Consider the following 21,969-nt stretch of genomic DNA (forward strand, 5'->3'; position numbering starts at 1 on the left):
TTACCTCTCTCCTATGCTGGCTGGGTAATGCGGCGGCGCAAATAAGCGGCGGTTTCGGGGTCGGTGCAATACACGTAGCATCCCTTCATGGCACGGGTCATCAGGGTGCGGTAGGTGTTTTTAATGACGAGGTCGAGTAGTGCAGGCCCATCGGTGGTCTGCAGCAGCTTCTTGCGGCCTTTGACAGTGGTATCGTACTGGTCCCGGGCCAATGCATCCGTTACTACCTCCCCATCCCGGACCACTAAATCGGGACCAATGATGACACCAATGTAATCCACTTCCAAGCCCTGCGTGGTGTGAATGCAGCCGATTTCAGTGACTGAATTCGGCTCGTCAATCCAGTGGCTGCCGTAGGAGGTTAGGTTCCAGCGGTGTCTGAAGGTGGGGCTGAGCTCAAAATCACGCTGGCTGGCATCGTTCTTACTCACCCATTTCCAGCAGTAGCCGGCCACCATGCGGGCGCGGTTGCGTTCTTCGTTTTTCTGGTAAATGAGCTGCTGCAATTCATCGGGGGTGTCGACCACACGGAAATCGTAGTCGGTGGCATCGAGCGTGGGATTGGCCGTTTCGCGGATGTCGAGCACATGGTCGAGCCAGGCCATGTAGGCATCCGAGCCATTGCAACGAAACTGGGCGTGCAACTCCTTTACGTGGACCTCTGCCCCGGCTTGAGTGGCCCAGCGCCTGATTTCTTCTTCGCTGCCGATGTCCTGCACCGCGATGCGCTGGTCTTCGTCCAAGAAAAAGACGGTGAAGTTCGCGGCTTCAATAATTTCCTTGACTTGATTTTCGCCTAAGTTGCCGTACATACCCGAAAACTCGTTCAGGCGGTGGGCTTCGTCGACTATCAGCGCGTCGAATGTATTGGCCGGGGTGGCGAGAAAAGCGCCGGAACCGACGAACAGCGAGTCGAAGAGGGTACCGCGTACGGTGCCGGTGAGCTTACGCTTGTAGACCTTGCGGGGAGCCGAGTTCTTGCTGACGTACTTGGCGTTGAGTCCCTGCTTTGTGAGGGCCACCAGGAGGTTGATGGCCACCACGGTTTTGCCGGTGCCCGGGCCGCCCCGCACAATGAGCACCTGCTTGGCCTGGTCGGTGGCCTTGGCGGCCAGCTTGCGGGCCGTTTCATACACCACCTTCTGCTCATCGAGCAGAATGAACTCCTGCTTGCCCTTCATGAGGCCCGCCAGTGCGTCGGCTAACTGTTTGCTGGGCTTGATGCGCCCCCCCTCGATGCGATACATAATGCCACTGCGGTCGCCTTGCTTGACGTGCTGGCAGATAAAGTCCCGCAGCTTCGCTGCATCAGACTTAAAGAACAGGGGCGCTTTGGCGACATAGGCAGCGTAGTGGCCAGTGGTGAGCACGCCGTTGTCGGGGTGGTTGTGCAAATAGGCACAGGGCAGCAGCTTGATGTTCTCTTCGTAAACGGTTTCGTTGAAGCCTTCGAGGTAAGCCGCGTAGGACCAGGCCTGATATGACGGGTGATTGACATCTTGAATACCGCCCCCGATGTAGGTGGCCACTACGCCGTCCTTGGGGGTGGCCTTGGCTTCGGACCATTGCTTGAGCTCAATGATGATGGCCTTGTCGGCGCCGTCGGCATCCTGGCCCGTGAGCACGAAGTCAATGCGCAAGCCAGAATAAGGCAACTGGTATTCGATGCTGACGCCGCTATCGTCCGGAATCTTCGCGTCGCCGAGCACGCGGTCCATGTACTGCATGGAGTTGCGCCAGGAGTTGATTTCGGACTGGCCGGTGCGGTGCCCTAGCTTTTGAAGAACCTGGGCCTGAATGATGCTCTCGACGTTGTTGGAGAATACATCGTCGCGAAATTCGGCCTTGGACTTTTGGTAGACAATCATGAAAAGGACTAGAGCTCGGTGTGTTTAGTGGCGTTGCCCCGGGCTTTGTCGGCGGGGTACTTCTCGGCGTTGCGGGCTATTTTCTGCTGCATGAGCTGCGGAATGTCCCAACCGTAGAGGTCAGCTAACTGGAAGGCATAGAGCAGGACGTCGGCCAATTCTTCCCGCACCCGGTCCGGATTGGCTTGTTCAGCCGACTTCCATAGAAATTGCTCGTTAAGCTCCGCGGCTTCGATGCTGAGGGCAAGCGCCAAGTCTTTGGCATTGTGAAATTGCGCCCAGTCACGGTCGTCGCGAAACTGGCGCAGCTGCGCCAGAATTTGGTCAATGGCCTCGCTCATGACTTGCCGCTTGCCATGGTGCGGGCCATTTCAAGCTCTTTGGCGAAATCCAGACCGGTGTCCATGCCCGGCTCCAGCTCCTGAAAGCCGGTGTACATCCAAGCAAGCAGCTGCAGCGCCGAGAATGTCTTGCCAGGGAGCGACGCGAGGTTGTACTTGCTGGTGCGGTTGTTCGGGTCCAGTCCGGAGCGACCCAGCAGCGCAATTTCGAAGGCGACGGTTTGGAGTTGGTCCCGCGAGACACTAGCAAAATACTTCAGGGCGTCAAGGCAGTAGAACATGACGGCCATCTGGCCGGCCGGGCTGTCGTCGTAGCTCAGAGGTTCTTTGAGGGCATCAGCTGGCGGCGGCGTATCAAGGCCAAGCGGGTCGCGCTCAATGGCGGCCAGTACTTCCTCGGGGGACTGCTCGCCGTTAGGTTCGGCGGTGTAGTCTGCGTTGGCAGTGGGCTGGTTTCGGGCACCTTCGGGCTGGGCCCAGCCGGTGGCCACGTCGCCGCGGACGCTGGCCTCATCTTTCAGTTCGAAGTAGGCCGCCATGCCCAGGTCTTTGCCCCAGTGCTGAACCAGCTCGTATTCTTCGCCCGGCTGGCGGTCAGCCCGGTATTCCTCGTACTCCTTCCACAGGCGCTGGGCTTCTTTCAGGTCAGCCACCGAGGCTTGGAAGTCGCGCGTTAGGTCGTAGCCAAATAGCTCCTTAAAATGGATGGCGGCTACCAGGTTGAGCACCGTGTTGGCGCGGTGCACCGCCGGAGGCGAGAAGGTAGCCACTTGCTTGTTACGGGCGGCGTCGATGTACTCGAGCAGCAGCTTGTGGAGGGAAAGGAATTGGGTGGGCCGGAGCTCCTCGTATTCGCGGTACAGAAAATCCTCAATGAACAAGTCGATGGGCGCATTATACATCTGGCGCATCATTCCGTCGTAAACAGAATCAATGAAGCCCGTGATGTTGCCCTCGCTATATCCGGCTTTCTCCAGTTTTTTGAGCTGCGGCAGGGCCGTCTTGGTAAAAGCCTGCTTGGCAGCGCCCGTTGTGGTAAAGAGCAAATTGTTGCCCTCCTCGCGGGCCTGCACTATGAAGTCTAAGTGCACCATTTCGTGCATGACCAAATGGTTGACAGCTGGGTAACTAGGTTTGAACCAGATCTGGTGGTAAGGACGTCTGTAGTTCTCCGCTACCTCCAGCTTGGCCGCGGTGGGGATGCGCTCGTCGGCGTCGACGCGGATTTCCTTAGCTGAGGCGGCTTCCAACCTCTCCTGGTACTCGTCGGCTAGGGAGAAGGTGTTGGTGCTGCCGGCTTGCTGCTTGGCCGTCTGCATGAGCAAGGCCAGGGAGGCTTTTCGAATGGGGTCGCCGGCGCCGGCATTACGCAGGGCTTGTGACGCGAAACCGAACGCCCCAGTGTAGTCGCGCTGCTGCTGGCGCGTCATGGCCAGCGCGTAAAGCACGTTGGGGTAATTGGGGTTGATTTCGTGGGCAATCTCAAAGTAGCGCTGCGCCTCCTGGGCCCGACCCAACTGCATGAGGTTGCCCCCGATGTTGTTGATGGCAATGAAGTCCTTAGGGTTGACGGCCAGGGCCTGGTCGTAGAACTTGTTGGCAGCCGTGATGTCGTTCTTGGTGCGTGCGTAAATGTTGCCGAGCATGATTAAGGCGTAACCGTTGCGCGGGTCCCACCGCAACGCATCAATCAACGCATCGATGGCTGCATCGCTGCTGCCCATCTCGGACAAAACCTGCCCCAGGACGCGGTGGTATTCGGAAACCGTGGGGTTCTGCTCAATTAGCTTGCGCAGGCGCGGCAGGGCCTGCGCGAACTGGCCGGCCTCGCACATCTTAAGCACTTTGTTGTACTCGCCCTGCTGGTTATCGATAGCTCGGGTATCAATTAAAACGGTCACCACTCCCTCCTGCACCATGACTTTGGGCCGGTAAGGCCCATAGGTATAATAGTCAGTCAGGTATTCAGCCAAACGGTCTGGGTCTTGGCCAAAGAGCTCGGTTTCAGGAAAAAGACTGTATAAGAAGTCGTTGACTTGGTGAAGGATTGTCATGTACTTAAGCTAGGACGAACCGATAATCCAAATACTGGTATCCGATTCAGCCAATCCGGAGTGTGAGTAGTAAAAGCCAGCGTTAAGCTCCTCCATTGGTCATTGGAAACGGCTACTTTAGCGTCTATATAGTTTCGACCTTCTGCAAACTGAGCAGCAAAATGCTAAACCAAAAGTACGGTTTTGGTGGCCAACGCTTGACCTAACAGTAGAAAAATGAGGCTAGAAACAATCTATCCCTCGCTTTTCGTCAATTAGCCATGTCGTCTTATTTCTTGGATCGTCACATTGCCATCCGCTACCCCCTTGCAATTCCTGCTATAGAAGGCGTCCAAGAAGCCAAAAACGGTCTCCGAGATTCCCAGATTGGGGCTATGGGGGCCATTACGGCCCACTTCGTTCTGAAAGAAACACCAGCGGTAGTCACTATGCCTACGGGCTCGGGAAAAACAGCTGTGTTGATGCTAACGCCTTTTCTGTTGCGGGCAACTAGGGTCTTGGTCATTACTCCCTCCCGGCTGGTCAGAAGCCAAATCCACGATGATTATAAAGACTTAGCGGTCTTGCGGAAAATCGGAGCACTCGACGCAGTTTTGGTGCCTGACGCAGACAATCCCAGTGTTTACGAGGTAGAAGGCTACGTCAAGACGGAAGCTGACTGGCTTGCCATGGACCAATATGATGTCGTCGTGAGCACACCTAACAGCGTAAGTCCCGCTATTAAGGAGGTAGCAAAAGTACCTGAAGGGTTATTTGACTTGATTCTGGTGGACGAAGCGCACCACAGCGCGGCCGGCAGTTGGCAGGCCATTCTGGATTCCTTGCCAAGTGCCAAAAAGATACTCTTCACAGCGACACCATTTCGGCGCGACAAAAAAGAGATAAAGGGCGACTTCATCTTTTCTTACCCCCTCCGCAAATCCTTCGAGAGCAGAGTGTTCGGTCAGGTAAAATTTGAGGCCGCTGCGGAACATGGATTTGCAAGTTCTGACTTGGCCATTGCCACCAGAGCCGCTGAAATTTTTACTGAAGATCGACGTAATGGCCTAAAGCACTACATCATGGTTCGCACGGACCGAAAGTCCCGGGCAAAAGAGCTCCATGAACTCTACGAAAAAAACACCAGCCTGAAGCTGAGACTTATCCATAGTGGCTTAACGTATGGCTACATCAAGCAAACCATTACCAAGCTAAAAAAGGGAGAGTTGGATGGCATTGTATGCGTCAATATGTTGGGAGAAGGATTTGACTTTCCCAACCTGAAGATTGCGGCGGTGCATACACCTCATAGATCCTTGGAGGTTACTCTGCAGTTCATCGGGCGGTTTGCCAGAACCAACAGCAGCGACATTGGGCTGGCAAAGTTTGTCGCCCTCCCGAATGAGATTGAGGATGAAATTGGCAAGCTCTACAAAGAAGGCGCTGTTTGGCAGGACATTATTCAGAATCTGAGCGCTTCCCGAATAGATGAGGAGGTGGTTACTAGAGAAATGCTCAGCCAGTTTAATGCGCCCACCGAGTCCACAGAAGAGACTGTTGACATATCACTGTATAGCTTGAAGCCGTTTCTGCACGTCAAAATCTATGCGCCGGCTTTCACTCCAGATTTGGAGCGTGAGATTGAGTTTCCAAGCACAAACAAGCTGGTCTATCGCAGTTACAGTCCCGAGCTTTCCGCGGCTATCATCGTCACGCAGGAGAAGCAATCGCCCAAGTGGACCACCTTGGATGTTTTTGACACGATTAAGTACAACCTGCTCATCCTCTACTGGAATGAAGAGCACAAACTGCTTTTTATCAATTCCAGTGCTAAGAGCGATGACTTGTATGATTTGGTTAGCGAGTCAATCATAGGTGCTTTCACTAAAGGGCTGCCCATGTCCGACATCGTCAAAGTGACGGCTGGTATCTCAGAAACTAAGTTTTACCATGTCGGCATGCGTAAAACGCAGGACAGTGTCACTTCTAACTCTTATTTGGTGTATTCCGGTCCGAATGCTTCCAAATCGGTCACAAAGACGGACGGCAAGAACTACCAACGTGGCCACGTATTCGGTGGCGGTTCGGAAGGAGGTAAGTCGGTTACGATTGGCTATAGTAGCAGCAGCAAAGTATGGAGTCTGAAGTACATCCAAGTGCCCAACTTGGTCATTTGGTGTAAATCTCAAGCTGAAAAAATTAGATCGGTTCTGGATCATTCAACCAACTCGGGACTTGACCATCTGTCGACGCCCATCACCATTACCTCCATACCAGCCAACATCATATCGGCTCGTTGGAATGACATGTCTTATGAAAAGCCGGTCGAACTGGCCTTTGAAGATGCAACAGGTGCAGCGGTTAGAGTCCCGCAGTTGGAAGTCGAGTTGGAGATAGATTTAACCAGGACGACGGCAACAGAAGTGGTTATCCGACTGCTACACGACAATTTTGAAGCAGAAATTGGCTTTTCATTCAGCAATCCGGAATTGTTTTATCCACTGAGTGCGAACGCTGGCGATATTTTCTTGGTAAGCGGCAATCAGAGAGCGGTTTTGGTTGAAAGGTTAAGGACACGCCCTCTTCAATTGTTCACAGCAGACTTCGCCCGATTGAATGGAAATCAGCTGTCTAAGAAAGACGCTGCTAGCCTGATTACTTTCGACATTAGTCAAATAAACCCATATGATTGGGAAACGGCTAAAGTTGATGTTAGCAAGGAATACGAAGGAGCTAAACGTGGGTATGTTTCCATCCACGATCATCTAAAGCAGCTGTACGCAGCTACCCCGACTGATTACGATGTTGTGCTTTATGACCACGGAAGTGGGGAGACAGCAGACTTTGTCCTTTTTAAGGATACGGGCAAGTTGATCACTGTTGAATTGGTGCATTGCAAGGCCACTAAAGCAACAAAGGCAGGCGAGCGGGTTGGAGACGTTTATGAGGTATGCTCCCAGGTCACTAAATCCATTAAATGGACTGAAGAGCCGCGAGCTTTATTGAAGAATTTGAAACGAAGATTTCGTAAGGACGCTAGCCGTTTTGTGATTGGGGACGCATCCATTTTTGATACCATAGAAGACCGGATACAAGCCGTTGGTTCTATCTATACCATCACCTTAGTGCAACCTGGCATATCTAAGTCAAAACTTACACAGACCACGGGTAATGTATTGGCTGCGGCCAACGACTACATCGTTCACAACAACTGTGAACCAATGAAAGTGATTGGGGCGGCATAAGCCTTAGCTACATCAAGGAGTATCATTTCTTAGTTTTACACTGCCCAACTTCTACTCTTTCTACACGCTAATTCACTTTATGCAAAACAGCTACTTTCTTGTAGGTTTATTTCTATTATTATCCGTCCCTGCACTGGCGCAAAAATCGGCCGTTCCCTCCCCAGTCATTGCCGCTGACACAGCTTACTTTGACCACGATTGGGAAACTACCACCCATCCTGAGGACCGGGTCTACGCCCGCGTCGCCCGGCACGACACTCAGAGACGCACCGTGGGCACCGTACGCGACTACTTTTATCCGTCGTGGAAAAAGCAGTTCGAGGGCAAGTTGCTGCAGGAAAAGCCGGACAAAGCCTCTGGGCTGTGCACCGCTTGGTACGAGAACGGCAAGCTGCATTTCAAAGGCACGTTCCTGCAAGGGGTGCAACAGGCCGACTACCGCGAGTGGCGCGAAACCGGTCAGGAAATCAAAACCTCCTATGTTTGGCAGGAAGTGCTGAGCACTGACGCCGTTAAGCTGCACTCCTACTATAACACCGGCAGCTCCCGGCAGGTCATCACGATTGACTTGCCAACAGGAACAGTAGGCATTGTCTACAAAGTTGACATTCGGGACGAAGACCAGCCACCGGTCAATTGGACCACGGCGCTGACCTTGGCTGCCTCCATCGCCACAGCCCCTACCGGTGCCGGACCTGCCCTGTTGCTTTCTGTCGGCGCCAAAGCCCTGTCCTCCGAAGGTAAGGCAGCCCCGGCAGTGACCACCAAGTGTCGCTTCTTTATTGTCGATGACGAAGAGCTGACCGTTCCCTTTACCACCTATGCTACTAAAGGCACGATGCCGCCCGCTGGCCAGTGCTTTCAGCAAGCTGTTAACCGTGGACAGGAAACCAGAGAACTTGTTATTCCACCCGGCACACGAAAGCTGTACTTCGCTGTGCAGAACGATAATATGCGCACGTCGGCCCGGCTCAAGCTCACCATTAACGCCCTCTTGGCAAACCGTCAATAACTTGGCGTGAGGACCCACCGAATATTAGCCTTCGCTACTTTCTCGCCGCTAGCGCTCTAGTTCCTTAGTGCCCCGTTCTGGGGTGTAAGGTGTTTGGGCAATACGCTTTGCCCCTGGTGACTCTCTTTCCAGCACTCCAACAGCGCTCCTTAAATTGCTCAACTCCGAGCTGTTGCTTAATGCCGGCACCTGAGCGGCCGCGTCTATCGCTTTACCTACATTTTCTCGGTTCAATCCGCCGAGGTAAGGGGTACGTTCTACATGCTTTACTACTTCCTGTAATCGGGCTGCTGCCAGCGCCTGGCTGTGCTCACGTAGCCCTACGGCTACCTGAGCAGCAGCTGCTTTAAAAACTGCCTGCGCTTCCTCGTGGGTACGCAGCACTTGACCTGAGCTACGCGGCCCTTCAACAGCAAGGCTTTTGTTGATTGCCAGCTCATTCACCTGCTCAGCCGCAGCACGGAACCGCTTAGCATCTGACTGGTCCTGCCGCGCGTCGGGCCCCTGCAAGGCCGGATGCTTGATAATCTTCTCCGCCGCCTGCTGAAACTGCGTCAGGTGGGTTTGAACAGCCGCTGGATTCAGGTTGGTCGCTTCCACCCCCTTCCCGACCGCTACGCCCTTCTCGTAATTACCAGCCCCGGGCATGTTGGCCACGATGTCCATTATCCGGTAGCCCGTCACCACCAGCTCGCGGCGGGCATCCATGGCTTTCATCTCCGGGGATAAAGGGGCAACTGGCCGCGCCTGGCTGGGGTCGCGCAGCTTTTCCGCTTCGAGACCCGGCGCCGGGCTGATGACCTGCTGAAACATGGCCTTCAGCGGCTGCAGGTTCTTCTCGGCTTCCTGGGGCGCGTACGGGCGCACCATGGCCAGGTCGCGGGCCCGGTTCAGCGTCGCCGGGTCGATGCGGGCGAAGTCGACCTGGTAACCGGCTTCCTTGCCCAGCTGCACAAACGTGGCCTGCAGCGTGCGTCCGTTGCCGTCCCGAAAGGCGTGGGTGTGGTTGTACTGGTCGAGGTAGTAGGCGGCGCGCTCAGCGAACTTCTCCTCCGACAGCCCCTTGAGGTTGTTTTCCTTGCCCAGCTGCTCGCCGATGGCGTTCAGGCGCAACTCAATCTCCTTGTAGGGCGCGTAGGTCATCGTTTCCCGGAAGCCGGTAACGTACGTAGGCTTGTGCCCCTGAAACTCACGGTCGGCCCGGGTTTCCCCGGCCCACTGGTAGACGCCCTCAAACAGCTTCTGGTGCACCTGCTTCAGGTGGGCGTGGTCGTAGCGCCCATCTGGTATGCCGCCCTGCACGTTGAGCCGCTGCAGGCGCAGCAGTGAGGAATCAGTTTCGGCCTGGGCCAGCTGCTGGGGGTCGGTGATGCCGAGCCGGTTAAGCCGCACCCCGTTATCGTCGCTGAAGCGGTCGTTGGCAACCATCAGCGCGCAGGGTTAGGTTCAGAAGTAGCGGAGTCGCCTCCCGGCCGGTAGCGGGCCAGCAGCATGGCATCGGTCAGCTCAATGGCCTCCTCGATGCTTATCTCGCCGTCCACGTGCCGCTGCATGATGGCCAGGGCCTCCGGGCTGGGCGCGGGGCCGTTGCTCATCAGGATGGCAATGGAATTATTGGCGTGCCGCTCGCGCTCCTGGCGGGCGGCCAGCTGCTCCGGGTTCAGGCCGGCCGGGGCGGGCGTGAAAAAGGTCTTCATCATAGGGTTTGGGGTGTAGGTACGAGGTACTTACTCAACAGTAAAAAGGACCTAAACGTCGCTTTTAACGGGCTTTTTGAGGCTAATCCACCTCATTCTTTATGCCTCCTGCTAAGGTGTTTACATGCAGGGCCAGGGTTTCTTTTACCTGCTGGCTGACCCGCCGGTAGTTCTCCTGCACGACCTCGGACAGCGTGGCGGCGCTATCTTCCTCATCGGCGCCGAAGGTGGCCACCGGATGGAGCGGAAATCGCTCCGGCGTGGCATCGGTGCGGGAGATAACGCCCTGAAAGAAAGTTTGCTTCGTTTCCACGGTCTGCCCGATAAACTCGCCCTGCTGCAGGCCGATGGCGTCCTGCACCCGCACTAGGTTGCGCTCCTGGTAGCTGGTGCTCAGGTTCGAACTGTGGCTGCCGTGCCCGCCGCCCCCGCCCTGGCTTTTGCCCGTGCTGGTGCTGTGCATCTGCTTGTCCTCGCGGCCCACGAGCTCGGAGATGAACTTGGCCGTGTCGAGCGAGTTGACTTTGCCGAAAAACTGGTTGTTAAGGTTGGAGACCATCACCTTCATCTTTTCCGGGCCATAGGCATCAGTCATCTGCGCCAGGTCCTGGGTCATGTAGATGGTGGCCACCTTGTTGCTGCGGGCCGTGGCCGGCAGCAGCTCCAGCCCCGGCACGTACACCGTGGCGGCCTCGTCGAGGAACACGTAGCTGCGGTGCTTGTGCTGCTGGTTCATAAGCTTGATGGCCACCGTGATGATGCAGCTGACCACTGGCGAGAAAGTTTCCTTAAGCGTAGGGTCGTTGCCGATGCACAGTAGGGCCGGCGCCTTCGGGTCGTTGAGGTTCAGCGAGAACCCCTCCCCTGCCTCTTCATCGGGCGTGAGCACCCAGACGATTTCCGGGGAGTTAATCCGGTTCAGAATCACTTGCAGTGTGCCCACGACGGCGGCCACCTGCTTCTCGGCCCGCTGCTCAACGGCCGTGATGATGCTGCGCACCATGCCAGCGCACTCGGGGTCGGTTTCCAGCATCGAGAGCACGTGCTTGAAGTCCTTGTGCACGGCCGTGGCCACCACGTGGGGAATGGTGCAGTAGGCCGGGAAGTGCTTTTTGTAAAACCAGATGATGCCCGTCAGGTAGGCCACGGCGCTGATGTCGAAAAACTCCATCTTGCGGATGCTGGCCGGGTTTAAGTTGTTGATGATGGCCCGGGAGTACTCCTCGGCAAACGCCACTACCGGCATGTCCGCCGCCCGCAGCGGGTTCACCCGCTCGCTGCGCTCCAGGTCGCGGAAGTTGATGACGTGAAAGACCACCGCCGGCTCGGGCTCCCCGTTGGGTAATAGCCGCGGCGGGCTCTGCCGGCGGCCGGCCAGCTCCAGCGCTTTCTGGGCCGTTTCGGCCAGTACCGGAAACTTGAAGTCGTAGATGAGACCGGCAAAATTCTTGGCTGCCAGCTGCTCGATGACGGGCTCCCCAATGGAGTAGGTCTTGCCGGCCCCGGCGCCACCCAGCACCAGCACACCCCGGTAAGGGTTGGGTACGTTCACCCAACCGCCCCCTTCCGTGGGCAGGTTAAATCCGTCCGGGGTTTCCACCTTCTTGCGCTCCACGCTCAGCCCGAAGTCCGGGCTTTTGGTCAGGGCCCGCAGCATGCCCACCACAAAGCCACTGGCCACTGCCAGCGTAGCCGCCACCGGATAGCCCACCCGGATAAAGCCGGACCCATAAGAGGGCATGGTCAGCAGCACGTAGGCGCTGAGCAGAAACAGCGCTGCGCAGCTGGCCACCACGATGCGCACGGCCTGGGCCCGCAAGGGCTTGCGCCGGGCCTGTCCGGTCTGGCGCTGGGGGGCCGGCTGCCCAAAGACCAGGCCGATAGCCAGCAGCAGCAACAGCCCCCGCAGCCCGCTGCCGCCCGCCTCGTAGAACCGTCCGGCCTTTACCAGCAGCTTGCCTCGGAACCCCTGCCCTGCGGTGGCCACCCTGAGGGCAGTGGCTCCTCCCCTGCTTACCACCTGGTCGCCGGTCCGGCCGGTAGCGGTAGCCAGTTCGGCGGCCGACTGCCCGACCACTGGCGCGGCCTGCCGCTGCAGTCGCTTCCGCCGGGCTTCGGCCCGCTGCTGGTTGATGATGGTCAGTCGGGCTAACACGCGCTGCTTGGGAGTCAAAACGGGCGCACTTTGCTCCTGACGCTGGGCCGCGCGGGCGGCGGCTAGTTCAGCCGGATGCTGCAGCACGTACCACTCGCCGACCAGCAAGCCCAGGAGCAGCAGCCCCAGGAGTAAAACGATGTTTTGGGTGTTGGCCGCGGGCCGGGGTGGTTGAGTATTCATCAGATAATTCAGAAAATGGGTAAGGGATGGCCGGCTTACATCTCGATGTCCAGCTCGGCGCGGCGGCGCCCGGGCTTGTCGGCCACCTGCTCGGTGCGCTCCTCCTGGGATGCCTGCGCACTGCGCACCAGGCGCTGCACCGCGTGCAGGGCCGTGGCCGCCTGGCGCTGGGGAGTGGCCGCTTGCTCCCGCCCGGTGGTCAGCAGCTGCAAGGCGTTGTCGATGGGCCGGCCATCACGGGCCCGCTCCTCTACCCTATTGAGCATCCGGTAAAAGGTCTTGTCAAAATGCCGGGCCCCGGCAATGCCCTGCACCCGCTCGGCTGCCAGGCGCTGCTCCCGGGGTACCAGCAGGTTGATGCGGGCCACCCGCTCGGCTATCTTCACCAGCCGGCCAGCGTCCCGGCTGGGGTCACGTTCCCGGGCTTTGGGCCGCAGCTTTTCGTGGGCCTGGGCCGCGTACCCAAACTGCCGCTCAAACTGCCGGCCGGCGGCCGTCTGCCAGCGCATCAAATCAAACCGCTGCCGGCGCCCGCCGGGGTTGAGGGTCAGCATTTGCTCGCTGTCGCGGGCACTCACGATGATGTGCACGTGGGCCTGTAGCCCCGCCCGCTTCTGCCCGGCCTTGGCCGTGCCGGCTACTACCTCGGGGTCGGTGCCCCGGTGGGTGCGGTCCTGGTGCAGGATGGCCCCCCACTTGAGGTCCTTGCTGCCCAGCTGCCGGCCGCTGGGCAATGCAAAGTTCTGCGCGTACTGGCTCATCACCTCCCGGGTGTAAGCCCGAAGCTTGTCGGGGTCGCTGCCGATGTGAGCCAGCTCCTGCTCGCTCGGACTCACTACCAGGGAGTAGAATTTAGCCTCCGTGGCCCGCAGCCCTTTCACGTTGGTGTCAATGGAATCCCGCAGTTGCGCGGCGTTTATTTCGTCGGAGTCGGCGCTGAAAAAGGTGGCTTCTTGCCCCTCCCCTACCGCCTCGTGCTGCAGGTAATTGAGTGTTTGTGCGCAGCTGCCGGTGTTGGTATAGGCAGCTTTGCCGTGAGTTTTGGGGTTGATAAGCTTGACGTACATCGGGGGTAGGGCTAGTATTCGGCGGCGGATTGGCGGTTGTTTTCTTCCCTATTGCCCCTGCCCTACCAGGTTTTCCGTTGCCTTCATGCGCTTGCCCGGCCCTGCTTTTTGGGCCGCTTCCAACGCTTCCCGCACCTGCTTTTCTACCGCTTCCTCGTTGCGCTGACGCAGCACTTTTAGCGCCTGCTGCTGCCGCTGCAGCTGGTCGGCATTGAGCGTTTCCAGTTGCGAATTGAGGTTGTTGACCAGGATTTCATTCAGGCGCAGCACCCGTTCGAGCGTGAGGCGGGTGCGCAGCATTTCTTCCAGCATGGCCGTGAGCAGGGTGCGCTCCTGCTCCTGTAGAAAGCCGAATACCCGGTCGCCCAGCTTCTTTATCTGCTGCATGATGAGCTGCCCCTCCCGGGCTTCGGTCTCGCGCGGGTCCAGCCCCCGGGCTGCAAAATATTCCACCGCCGCACTGGCATAGACACCTAGGCTGGCGCCCACTTCGGCGGCGGCGGCCTCGGCTTTCCGGTGGGCGTTGTTGTCCAGGGTTACTCGCTTGCGTAGCTCACTACTCATGGTGCATTCCTAGAGGTTTAGCAGCCTTATGGGCCACGTTTTCTACTTTAAATCAGACACTTAGCTCCTAATGGCCCATAAATCAGCTCTGCTGATTTATAAACAACTCAATCATAGTGCGTTAGCACTAATAATGAGTTGTTCTTCTTGCTAAGACTACAATGCATTAGCAAAAAGTTATTTAAAAGCTAGTACGCAACTAGCCTAGCTCGTGTTAGCCCGCGGGATGTTTTCCTTATCCTCTTCTTCCTGCTCCGCCGCAATGAGCATCCTCGGACCGCTCCCTGCCGGCCGCTTGCTGCAGAAATCGGCCGCTGAAAAGCGTCGCCTTTAATGGAGACTTTCTTGTCAAACCCGCGTCAGATTAAGTGGGCAGTGTTTTTAAGCGCCGCCAGCGTTTTCACCTACAGTTCTGCAATTCTGCTTTTCTGTTGTTGAGCAAAGCAAATGTTGGTTCATGGCTGATGGTAATGCTAAGCGGAGCCTGTGCTTTTGTATTTCAACAGTTCTGTTGTTCTGTTGGGAGATTGTATCGAAGCAGTGCATAGCTGGCTTATTCTGCATTTCTACAATTCTGTTGTTCTGCAACTCTGCAGTTAGCAATCAACTCTGCCCAATTAAACTCCGGGCTGTTGAACTGTGAATCTGCTGATTTGCATTTCTGTTAATCTGTTGTTTTGTATTTATGTTTTTCTGTAATTTAAAAGATTTGTAGAAATACTTTTCTGTTTTTATGCTTAACAACATTTCTGCTTTTCAGCAAAAAAACGGTTCTGCTGTTTTGCGTTTCTGCTTTTCTATTACTTTTGGCCTGTCGTCATGCTAGTCCCAACTAATGGGCGCTAATTCCCTCCCTTAACTCCGCACCGACCATGTCCAAGGTTATCAGCTTTGCCACCCAGAAGGGCGGCTCCGGTAAATCCACGCTGGCCCTCGTGCTCGCCGCCCCGCTGGCCACCGAGTACGGCCTGCGCATCGCCGTTCTGGACTGCGACTACCAGCAGAGCATCGTCAAGACCCGCGAGCAGGTCGACGCGGCCAACTTCGCCAAGCTGCGCGAAGCCAATCCCGACGCCCAGTACCCCTACGACGTGTACCCCTGGCAACTCAGCCGCATTTTCGACTTCATCGATAACCCCGAGCACAACTACGACCTGATTATCATCGACGTGCCGGGCCGGGCCGATGGCGACGACGTGTTCAACGCCCTGACGGCCTGCGACGCGGTCATTGTGCCCCTGGTATCGGATTACCTGGACCGGGCCTCCACGGCCGAGTTTATGACCATTCTGGAAGCCATCAAGAAAGCGGCCGACGACGCCCAAATTGACTTTCAGTACTACGGCCTGCCCACCAAACGCGTGGCCGGGCAGCGGGAAGAGAAAGAGATGGACGACTACATCGACGGCTTGGGCCTGTCGCGCTTTAATTCCTCCCTGGGCCACCGCAAGGCGTATACCCGGGCCTCGACGCTCTACAGCCTGCTCAACCCGGCCTGGGCGCGCTACGCCGGCGGCACCAAGGACACGTCCGACGAAATCCGCCGCATCTGCGAAGAGATGATTGAACGCCTGGGCTTGCCCGACCGTCGCAGTTCCGCCGCTACTTCCGTATCCACCGCTTCAACCGCCACCAAGTAATGGGCTTCGAGAAACCACAAATCACGCCGCGCCGCCGCATTGAAGTACCCGAAGAGGCCCGCCAGCAGGCCCGCGCCGGCATGGGAGGGGAGGCCACCCGTACGGCCACTACGCCCCCGGCCGCCGTGGAGCCCATCGCGCCCCCGGCGCCGGTAGCTGCCCCCGCAGCCCCAGCGCCTGAGGCCACGCCGCTTGCCGCTGCTCCCGAGCCTGCTGCTGCCCCAGTTGCTACGCCGGCCGCGGCTCCTGTTAAGGCCCCTTCCCGGGGCCGCAAGCCCGCCACGGCGGCAGCACCCGCTCCGGAAGCTGAAGTGCCGCTGCATACGGTCCAAATTGCTAAATCCGTAGTGCAGGAGATTAAGATGAGCTTGCTCCTGGCTGCTCCCGGACCCGACACGCCCACCACGATTAAGAATTACCTGGAGGCGGCCCACCGGCACTACGATGCCTACCTGCGCAAAGCCGGCAAGTTGCCACCAACCAAGTAGCCTTCTTCTCATCTGTAGGTGTGCTCATCGTTCAGTTAGGGCCACCTGTGCACATCCGGTTTCAGCCAATGGTTAAATTACTCATTGACACATGTGTCTGGCTGGACCTAGCTAAGAACCATGAGCAAAGCACCATGCTCAGCGTGATAGAGGAGGGAATTCAGCAAAACGAAATTTCGCTTCTGGTCCCTCAGATAGTTTTAGAGGAATTCGAAAGGAACAAGGATAAAATTATTCGAGAAAGCAGTCAGAGTCTTTCGGGAGTATTCAAGCGGGTACGGGAAGCCGTTAGCAAATTTGGCGACCCCCAGCAAAAGCAAACAGCTATCAGTCAGCTCAATGACGTTAGTTTCAAACTACCTGGGTTAGGTGAAGCAGCTGCTTTCAATGTCCAGAAGGTCGAGAAGCTACTCAAAGCTGGTACTATCATAGATACCTCTAACAGTGCGTTGCTTAAAGCAGCACAGAGGGCTATTGACAAAAGGGCTCCTTTCCATCGTCATAAAAACAGCATGAATGACGCCGTGCTGATGGAGCTGTATGGCGAGTGCATTCAAGCTAAAAATCCAGATAGGCATCGCTTCGCATTTGTAACCCACAACAAGAGTGACTTCAGTGATGCAAACGGTAATGAACGAAACCCACACCCAGATTTCACTTCCTACTTCTCTAAGCTTAAGTCGCTTTACTTTATAAGCTTAGGCGATGCGCTCTACCGGTTTTGCCCTGAACTTACTGAGGACACAACCTTCATTGAGGAGTGGGAAGAAATCCCCAGGACCTTTACTGAGCTTCTTGAACTCGAAGAAGAGCTGAGGCAGAAGGTTTGGTATAACAGGCATCAGGTAAGGGCTTTTATGATAGAAGAAGGACGGATGAAACTCATAGAGCGCGAGGAGTTCTCCATGGCTACCGTCCAAACGACCATCATTAAGGACGTATGGGAGGGGGCTAAAAAGGGGGCTGAAAAGCTTGAGAAGCTCTACGGGAAGGATAACCTTGGTCCTTACGACGACTTTGAGTGGGGAATGCTTAGTGGCAAGCTATCTGCGATAAGATGGGTTATGGGCGATGACTGGGATAATCTGGATACTTAAAATCGGCATCAGAGGCAGCGTCCCTGGAGGCTGCTTTTGGTTTTGGGGCGGTAGGGTAGGGGAGGGGAGAGGCTCCGGCGTGGTGAACTAATTTCTAGAATTAGTAATTACAGATTCTAGGAGAAAATTATCAATTTCAGAATTGCGAGTGGTATCTTTGGGGCATGGTCATCATTTCCCAGAAGCCGCTGCGGGAGTTTTGGGAGCAGCATCCCGACGCGAAAGAGGCGCTGAGTGCCTGGTATGCCTTCGTGCAGGAAAGCGACTGGGCCCGGCACGCGGACGTGGTGCGGGACTACAACACGGCCGAGTACACCCGGGACGGGCGCTACGTGTTCAACATCCGGGGCAACAATTACCGTCTGGTGGCCCGGCTGCACTTCGCCACCCGCACCGTGTTCATCCGCTTTGTGGGCACCCACCAGCAGTACGACAAAATCGACGCCGACACCATTTGAGCACCCGTTGTTTCTCTCACGTTTTATAAGCTGATTCCCATGGACATTCGCACCGAAGTCGACTACCAAAAGGCCCTGGACCAGTTCACGGCCTGGATGGACAACGAACCCGCCGACCTGGCGCCCATGCGGGCGCTGCGCGACGCTATCAGCGCCTACGAAAAGGGCCAGGGCTACGAATTGCCTGAGCCCCAGACCCTGGTGGGCCGCTTGGAGCTGGAGATGTACCGGCGTAAGCTCAACAAGAAAAACCTAGCCGCCCTGCTCGACATCCCGGCCTCGCGCCTGAGCGACGTGCTGCAGGGCCGGCGCATCAACCTGGACCTGGCCAAGCGTCTCTACAAGCGCCTGGGCATCCCCGCCGACTTTATCCTGGAAGCTGCTTGACCGCTCTGGCTGGGCAAAAAGAGCGTTTTACTGCATTTAGCGGGGCGGGGTTTTGCTTATAAAACGTGCTAGTTGGGGGCTGGCTTACCCACAGTGGCTTATAAAACGTGGTAATTCGTTGTTAGTCAAATGTTAGTATAAAGTTATTAATACTTCTAAATGACGTAAAAAAGGCTGCTGGAAGTATAAAACGTGCGCCAAAGTAGCTGTTACTCTGAGAAGCTGTAGCGGCGGGTGTTACTTATAAAAAGTGGTTTTAAATAAGTAAAGTAAAAACTTCACTTGGTAAAGTGCAATCCCTGTGGTTGTGCTTATTTTGGCTTTCTTCTTTGTTGTTTTTTGTTTGTCCCATCGCCCGAGGTCGAACCATCACCTTAAAAGCTTTTTCTGGAGGAGGTATCAACAAGTTTGTGAGTATTTGTAATTACTTGTCTATTTGTAGGGCTCATAACTCACTGATAATCAATAGTATATAAAGGCATAAAACCACTTTTTATAAGCGAAAAACCACGTTTTATACCTTTTATTACCACGTTTTATACGTGAACTCTCACGTTTTATAAGTCATTCCACCACGTTTTATACGTGAAAAACCACGTCTAACTACCACTGTGGTTTTTTATTTCCTGCCTCCCTATATTTGCTTTATCCCCGCGTCCTGATCCGCTAGTCTATGAAGCCTGAAGAAACTGCCGTTGTCTTGGTGGAGCCCACCCCCGTCGTCCGCCAGCACAACGCCATCACCCAGGCCCGCTACGACTACACCGCCTGCCAGCTGGACATCTTCTTCTATCTGCTCTCCCGCCTACGGCGGGATGATACCCCGGACCAGGAGTACACGATCTACGTCAAGGACGTGGAAGCGCTAACCGGCCGGCAGTGGAACTACCAGCAGCTGCGCGAGGCGACGGCCGACATGGGCTCGCGCATGTTTGAGGTGGAAAGCGAGCGCACCTACCAGCAGCTGTGGATGTTTCAGCGGGTGGAATACATCAAGGGCAAGGGCTGCCTGCAGATTCAGCTGGCGGCCCCCATCCGCCCGTTTCTCTTTAACCTCAAGGAAAACTTCACTTCCTACCAGTTGCACTCAGCCCTGAAGCTGAGCAGCAAGTACGCCAAGCGCATCTACCAGCTCGTGAGCCAGTGGAAGGACAAGGCCACCACCCGCACGTACCCGCTGGACGAGTTCAAGCAGATGCTGCACCTGAAGGACCCCAAGGGCAAGGAGCCGGAGCTGTTTCAGAACATCAGCCAGCTCAAGGCCCGCGTGCTCGACATCGCCGTGCGCCAGGTCAGCGAGCACACCGACCTTAAAATTGACTATACCCTGGTCAAGAAGGGGAGGGCCTACGATGCCGTGCGCTTCACCATTGCCCGCCAGCAGCCCCAGCAGCTGCCCATTCCCTTTGAGCAGCCCACGGAAGACGCTCGTGCCTTCGCTGCCCGCCAGCACCTGGAAGCGCTGGGTATCAACCAACCGCAGCTGGTGGCCGCTATCCTCGGGGACCCTAAGCACCTGGACCAGCTGTTTAAATTTACTTACCAGCTGAAAACGGAGAAGGTGAAGGCTACTAAGAACCCGGGGGGGTTGTTTCTAAAAATCTGTGGGCTGCGCTAACCGCTAACTCACTTCTGCAGTCTTCCCAGGGAGTGGCAAGGTAAGGGTCAGTAAGTACGGTTAAAAAAGAAATGGGCCGCTTCAGACCTTAGCCGTTACATTTCCGGTCCAACTTGTTGGCCCCACCGGGTGGGTGTTTTAGTAGCAGGGAGCAGGGTAGGGGAGAGGAGTCCGAAACTACCCATTGTCTTGGCGCTTCTTCCGTTGACTGTCAGGGGCCCTTCGTCCTCCTCGTCACAGCTTGGCGCGCTCATAGGGCACCCTTACTACGCTTTAAGACAACAGACTGGGTATAGTTCAAAAAAAGCCGTACGTTCGTCGGTCCGCCTTAGGATGAACGCCCCCACCCGGGGGTTGCAAGCAAGTGTTATAGCTATGGGCGCGCCTTACTTCTGTTCGCCGCTGCGCCCTTCTGTACTTCCCCATGACCCGTTCCGAGCTCGAAGCCGCTGGCTTTATCTTAGCCGACTACCTGCCCTCGGGCACGCGCTACGAGCAGGGTGAGCTCTACGTGCTATTTACTCCAGAAAAAACCGTGCGCCTCTACCTGCCCGAGGCCTCCGACCTGGTGGAGATTGCTACGGGGGACTTGTTCGCGCCCGACGTGCATTACCAGGGGCCCATCCAGGATGTGGAGGAGCTGTTGCGCTTTGTGCAGGGGGCCTTGCGCTAAGCCCACCCGCGGGGAGGGTGGGACGGGGGAGAGGCTGGCCGGCCGAGGCCCCAGGAAGCGGCATTTCTGGCCTCAAGCTTGCACAGCGACCGTCGTACTCCTCCCTAGAACCGCCTCCCCCTGTATGCTGTTGAATCCGTCCTGCTGGGGCACCCTACGCGCCGAATTAAGCCACCTGGAAAGGGGTGATGCCGTTGCGCAGGCTTTCGCCCTGCACTACCTGGCCCAGGCCGTCGCGGCCGCCGCGCCCTTTACGCCTACCAGCATCACCGCCCGGCCCCGGCCCACGGCCGAGGCGGCGAGTGTGACGCTGCAGTTCGCCGGCGGCTACCGCCTGCAGGTCACCACGCCCTACCCGCAGGTGGACCAGCAGCAGGCCCCCAACACCATCCTCTCGCTGTTTCACTATGAGCGTCTGCAGTACGCGCAAGCCGTCCCACCCGAACAGGTGGCCACCCACATCGCCGGCGCGCTCTACCCCATCAGCTAAGGCTGCTACGAGTCTTTTACTTCTCTTTGGGCAGCAGCTCCTTTGGGACTCCTGCTTTTTTGCTCTCTTGTTATGGTGGCGGCTGCCTTGCGTGTGTATTTTGAGAATTCGGTAGGTCGCATCCTCGAGCACCCCGACGGCTATGCCTGGGTGCAGTATCACGCGGGAGCCCGGGAGCTGGCCTACTTGCAGGCCTTCCTGCGGCATGTCGGGCAGCTGTTGACCCTGCGCGGCTGGCACAAAGTGCTGGGCGATCACCGGCAGCTGACGCCCTACACCGAGCAGGAAAGCCAGTGGATCGTGGCGTACTGGCTGTCGGAGGAACACCAGGGACGAGCGATCTACGGGGCCGTGATCCTGCCCCCCGCGGAGTGGGTCCAGTTGCCTGATCCGTACCGCCTGCAGGCGGCACAAGCTGGGGTTATGACCTTCCGCGTGTTTGCCGACGACAGCGCGGCCCTTGCTTGGCTCGGCCAACAGCCCTAGCGGTCCGCCCCAGACAACGGAGGTACCCCGCCGCGGGAAGAAACGGCCCCTTTTGTGCCCCCACTGGCGGCCGGCGTTGACAGCCGGTCTCCGCGGCTCCCCGGCCTTTGCCGGCGCGCTTTCCCCGATCATCCCAGAGAAGGCGGGTAGGGAAGGCCAACGAATTTCAGCGCCTCCGCAGGGGCAGCTATCGCCCCCGCGGCCGTCTTGGTCGAGTTGTTCGCCCTTCTCCGATCGACCCTTTGGTCCCGGCCCGTGCGGCTGCGTTGACCTTGGGCGCGGCGCGCCCGTACACAGAGTCCACCCCCGCTCACCCCCATGTTGCCATCCTCAGAGTCGGCGCTGACAGAGCGCCTCTCCGCCCGCGATCCCACCGCCATGGTCGTCTTCTACGACCGCTACGGGCCCGCCTTGTACGGCCTGCTGCGGCGCTTGCTGGGCGACGATGCCCTGGCCGAAGACCTGCT

The 21,969-nt window shown here is 57.0% G+C and carries 19 protein-coding genes; 11 read left to right on the top strand and 8 right to left on the bottom strand.

Annotation, left to right across the window (positions count from 1 at the left end; genetic code table 11):
* Positions 1–11 precede the first annotated feature (11 nt).
* Genes H8B13_RS19960 through H8B13_RS19970 form a run of 3 tightly spaced genes read right to left on the bottom strand, consistent with a single transcriptional unit; the run spans position 12 to position 4,263 of the window.
* Positions 12–1,868, bottom strand: a complete 1,857-nt coding sequence (locus tag H8B13_RS19960; protein WP_187312585.1) for a DUF2075 domain-containing protein — start codon at positions 1,866–1,868, stop codon at positions 12–14.
* Positions 1,869–1,876: 8 nt separating this feature from the next.
* Positions 1,877–2,209, bottom strand: coding sequence for a nucleotide pyrophosphohydrolase (locus H8B13_RS19965; RefSeq protein ID WP_187312586.1), 333 nt, complete (start codon positions 2,207–2,209; stop codon positions 1,877–1,879).
* Positions 2,206–4,263, bottom strand: coding sequence for a tetratricopeptide repeat protein (locus H8B13_RS19970; protein WP_187312587.1), 2,058 nt, complete (start codon positions 4,261–4,263; stop codon positions 2,206–2,208). The genes H8B13_RS19965 and H8B13_RS19970 overlap by 4 nt, the downstream gene beginning before the upstream one ends.
* Before the next feature lie 260 nt (positions 4,264–4,523).
* Here H8B13_RS19970 and H8B13_RS19975 point away from each other — a divergent pair, with 260 nt between their 5' ends.
* Together H8B13_RS19975 and H8B13_RS19980 are read left to right on the top strand one after the other, a co-directional pair.
* Complete coding sequence (locus H8B13_RS19975; RefSeq protein WP_187312588.1) at positions 4,524–7,487, top strand: DEAD/DEAH box helicase; 2,964 nt, start codon at positions 4,524–4,526, stop codon at positions 7,485–7,487.
* Positions 7,488–7,566: 79 nt separating this feature from the next.
* Positions 7,567–8,499: a toxin-antitoxin system YwqK family antitoxin gene (locus H8B13_RS19980; protein ID WP_187312589.1), complete on the top strand. Its 933-nt coding sequence runs from the start codon at positions 7,567–7,569 to the stop codon at positions 8,497–8,499.
* A 48-nt stretch (positions 8,500–8,547) separates the two neighbouring features.
* Here the strand turns inward: H8B13_RS19980 and H8B13_RS19985 are convergent, their stop codons facing one another.
* The 5 genes from H8B13_RS19985 to H8B13_RS20005 form a co-directional block, all read right to left on the bottom strand.
* Positions 8,548–9,927, bottom strand: a complete 1,380-nt coding sequence (locus tag H8B13_RS19985; protein ID WP_187312590.1) for a Fic/DOC family protein — start codon at positions 9,925–9,927, stop codon at positions 8,548–8,550.
* Positions 9,927–10,199 carry an antitoxin VbhA family protein gene (locus H8B13_RS19990; protein ID WP_187312591.1) on the bottom strand — a complete coding sequence of 91 codons (273 nt, stop codon included), beginning with the start codon at positions 10,197–10,199 and terminating at the stop codon, positions 9,927–9,929. The genes H8B13_RS19985 and H8B13_RS19990 overlap by 1 nt, the downstream gene beginning before the upstream one ends.
* Before the next feature lie 79 nt (positions 10,200–10,278).
* Complete coding sequence (locus tag H8B13_RS19995; protein WP_187312592.1) at positions 10,279–12,534, bottom strand: TraM recognition domain-containing protein; 2,256 nt, start codon at positions 12,532–12,534, stop codon at positions 10,279–10,281.
* A gap of 35 nt (positions 12,535–12,569) precedes the next feature.
* On the bottom strand, positions 12,570–13,601 hold the full coding sequence (locus H8B13_RS20000; protein ID WP_187312593.1) for a DUF5712 family protein: 1,032 nt from the start codon (positions 13,599–13,601) through the stop codon (positions 12,570–12,572).
* 48 nt (positions 13,602–13,649) lie between these two features.
* Positions 13,650–14,165 carry a BfmA/BtgA family mobilization protein gene (locus H8B13_RS20005; RefSeq protein ID WP_187312594.1) on the bottom strand — a complete coding sequence of 172 codons (516 nt, stop codon included), beginning with the start codon at positions 14,163–14,165 and terminating at the stop codon, positions 13,650–13,652.
* An 872-nt stretch (positions 14,166–15,037) separates the two neighbouring features.
* Between H8B13_RS20005 and H8B13_RS20010 the strand changes: the two genes are divergently transcribed.
* The 9 genes from H8B13_RS20010 to H8B13_RS20050 all read left to right on the top strand — a co-directional run bounded on the left by H8B13_RS20010 (position 15,038) and on the right by H8B13_RS20050 (position 21,502).
* Positions 15,038–15,805, top strand: coding sequence for a ParA family protein (locus H8B13_RS20010; RefSeq protein ID WP_187312595.1), 768 nt, complete (start codon positions 15,038–15,040; stop codon positions 15,803–15,805).
* Positions 15,805–16,293, top strand: a complete 489-nt coding sequence (locus H8B13_RS20015; protein ID WP_187312604.1) for a hypothetical protein — start codon at positions 15,805–15,807, stop codon at positions 16,291–16,293. The genes H8B13_RS20010 and H8B13_RS20015 overlap by 1 nt, the downstream gene beginning before the upstream one ends.
* 20 nt (positions 16,294–16,313) lie before the next feature.
* Positions 16,314–17,390, top strand: coding sequence for a PIN domain-containing protein (locus tag H8B13_RS20020; RefSeq protein ID WP_222841492.1), 1,077 nt, complete (start codon positions 16,314–16,316; stop codon positions 17,388–17,390).
* Between the two features lie 164 nt (positions 17,391–17,554).
* Positions 17,555–17,848, top strand: a complete 294-nt coding sequence (locus H8B13_RS20025) for a type II toxin-antitoxin system HigB family toxin (protein ID WP_187312596.1) — start codon at positions 17,555–17,557, stop codon at positions 17,846–17,848.
* 39 nt (positions 17,849–17,887) lie between these two features.
* The gene (locus tag H8B13_RS20030) at positions 17,888–18,235 is read left to right on the top strand and encodes a hypothetical protein (protein ID WP_187312597.1); all 348 of its coding nucleotides are present in this window, start codon (positions 17,888–17,890) and stop codon (positions 18,233–18,235) included.
* A 673-nt stretch (positions 18,236–18,908) separates the two neighbouring features.
* Positions 18,909–19,853 (top strand): replication initiation protein, encoded by a 945-nt coding sequence (locus H8B13_RS20035; RefSeq protein WP_222841493.1) that lies wholly within the window; start codon positions 18,909–18,911, stop codon positions 19,851–19,853.
* A gap of 424 nt (positions 19,854–20,277) precedes the next feature.
* Positions 20,278–20,526: a hypothetical protein gene (locus tag H8B13_RS20040; RefSeq protein ID WP_187312598.1), complete on the top strand. Its 249-nt coding sequence runs from the start codon at positions 20,278–20,280 to the stop codon at positions 20,524–20,526.
* Between the two features lie 124 nt (positions 20,527–20,650).
* Positions 20,651–21,016: a hypothetical protein gene (locus H8B13_RS20045; RefSeq protein ID WP_187312599.1), complete on the top strand. Its 366-nt coding sequence runs from the start codon at positions 20,651–20,653 to the stop codon at positions 21,014–21,016.
* Positions 21,017–21,088: 72 nt separating this feature from the next.
* Positions 21,089–21,502 carry a hypothetical protein gene (locus H8B13_RS20050; RefSeq protein WP_187312600.1) on the top strand — a complete coding sequence of 138 codons (414 nt, stop codon included), beginning with the start codon at positions 21,089–21,091 and terminating at the stop codon, positions 21,500–21,502.
* Positions 21,503–21,969: the final 467 nt, after the last annotated feature.

It is taken from the genome of Hymenobacter sp. BT188, assembly GCF_014333585.1.
GTDB lineage: Bacteria > Bacteroidota > Bacteroidia > Cytophagales > Hymenobacteraceae > Hymenobacter.

What these genes read in the sequence shown, in the direction of transcription:
- H8B13_RS19960 (WP_187312585.1), bottom strand. Translation starts at nt 1,868, where the DNA reads ATGATTGTCTACCAAAAGTCCAAGGCCGAATTTCGCGACGATGTATTC.
- H8B13_RS19965 (WP_187312586.1), bottom strand. Translation starts at nt 2,209, where the DNA reads ATGAGCGAGGCCATTGACCAAATTCTGGCGCAGCTGCGCCAGTTTCGC.
- H8B13_RS19970 (WP_187312587.1), bottom strand. Translation starts at nt 4,263, where the DNA reads ATGACAATCCTTCACCAAGTCAACGACTTCTTATACAGTCTTTTTCCT.
- H8B13_RS19975 (WP_187312588.1), top strand. Translation starts at nt 4,524, where the DNA reads ATGTCGTCTTATTTCTTGGATCGTCACATTGCCATCCGCTACCCCCTT.
- H8B13_RS19980 (WP_187312589.1), top strand. Translation starts at nt 7,567, where the DNA reads ATGCAAAACAGCTACTTTCTTGTAGGTTTATTTCTATTATTATCCGTC.
- H8B13_RS19985 (WP_187312590.1), bottom strand. Translation starts at nt 9,927, where the DNA reads ATGGTTGCCAACGACCGCTTCAGCGACGATAACGGGGTGCGGCTTAAC.
- H8B13_RS19990 (WP_187312591.1), bottom strand. Translation starts at nt 10,199, where the DNA reads ATGATGAAGACCTTTTTCACGCCCGCCCCGGCCGGCCTGAACCCGGAG.
- H8B13_RS19995 (WP_187312592.1), bottom strand. Translation starts at nt 12,534, where the DNA reads ATGAATACTCAACCACCCCGGCCCGCGGCCAACACCCAAAACATCGTT.
- H8B13_RS20000 (WP_187312593.1), bottom strand. Translation starts at nt 13,601, where the DNA reads ATGTACGTCAAGCTTATCAACCCCAAAACTCACGGCAAAGCTGCCTAT.
- H8B13_RS20005 (WP_187312594.1), bottom strand. Translation starts at nt 14,165, where the DNA reads ATGAGTAGTGAGCTACGCAAGCGAGTAACCCTGGACAACAACGCCCAC.
- H8B13_RS20010 (WP_187312595.1), top strand. Translation starts at nt 15,038, where the DNA reads ATGTCCAAGGTTATCAGCTTTGCCACCCAGAAGGGCGGCTCCGGTAAA.
- H8B13_RS20015 (WP_187312604.1), top strand. Translation starts at nt 15,805, where the DNA reads ATGGGCTTCGAGAAACCACAAATCACGCCGCGCCGCCGCATTGAAGTA.
- H8B13_RS20025 (WP_187312596.1), top strand. Translation starts at nt 17,555, where the DNA reads ATGGTCATCATTTCCCAGAAGCCGCTGCGGGAGTTTTGGGAGCAGCAT.
- H8B13_RS20030 (WP_187312597.1), top strand. Translation starts at nt 17,888, where the DNA reads ATGGACATTCGCACCGAAGTCGACTACCAAAAGGCCCTGGACCAGTTC.
- H8B13_RS20035 (WP_222841493.1), top strand. Translation starts at nt 18,909, where the DNA reads ATGAAGCCTGAAGAAACTGCCGTTGTCTTGGTGGAGCCCACCCCCGTC.
- H8B13_RS20040 (WP_187312598.1), top strand. Translation starts at nt 20,278, where the DNA reads ATGACCCGTTCCGAGCTCGAAGCCGCTGGCTTTATCTTAGCCGACTAC.
- H8B13_RS20045 (WP_187312599.1), top strand. Translation starts at nt 20,651, where the DNA reads ATGCTGTTGAATCCGTCCTGCTGGGGCACCCTACGCGCCGAATTAAGC.
- H8B13_RS20050 (WP_187312600.1), top strand. Translation starts at nt 21,089, where the DNA reads ATGGTGGCGGCTGCCTTGCGTGTGTATTTTGAGAATTCGGTAGGTCGC.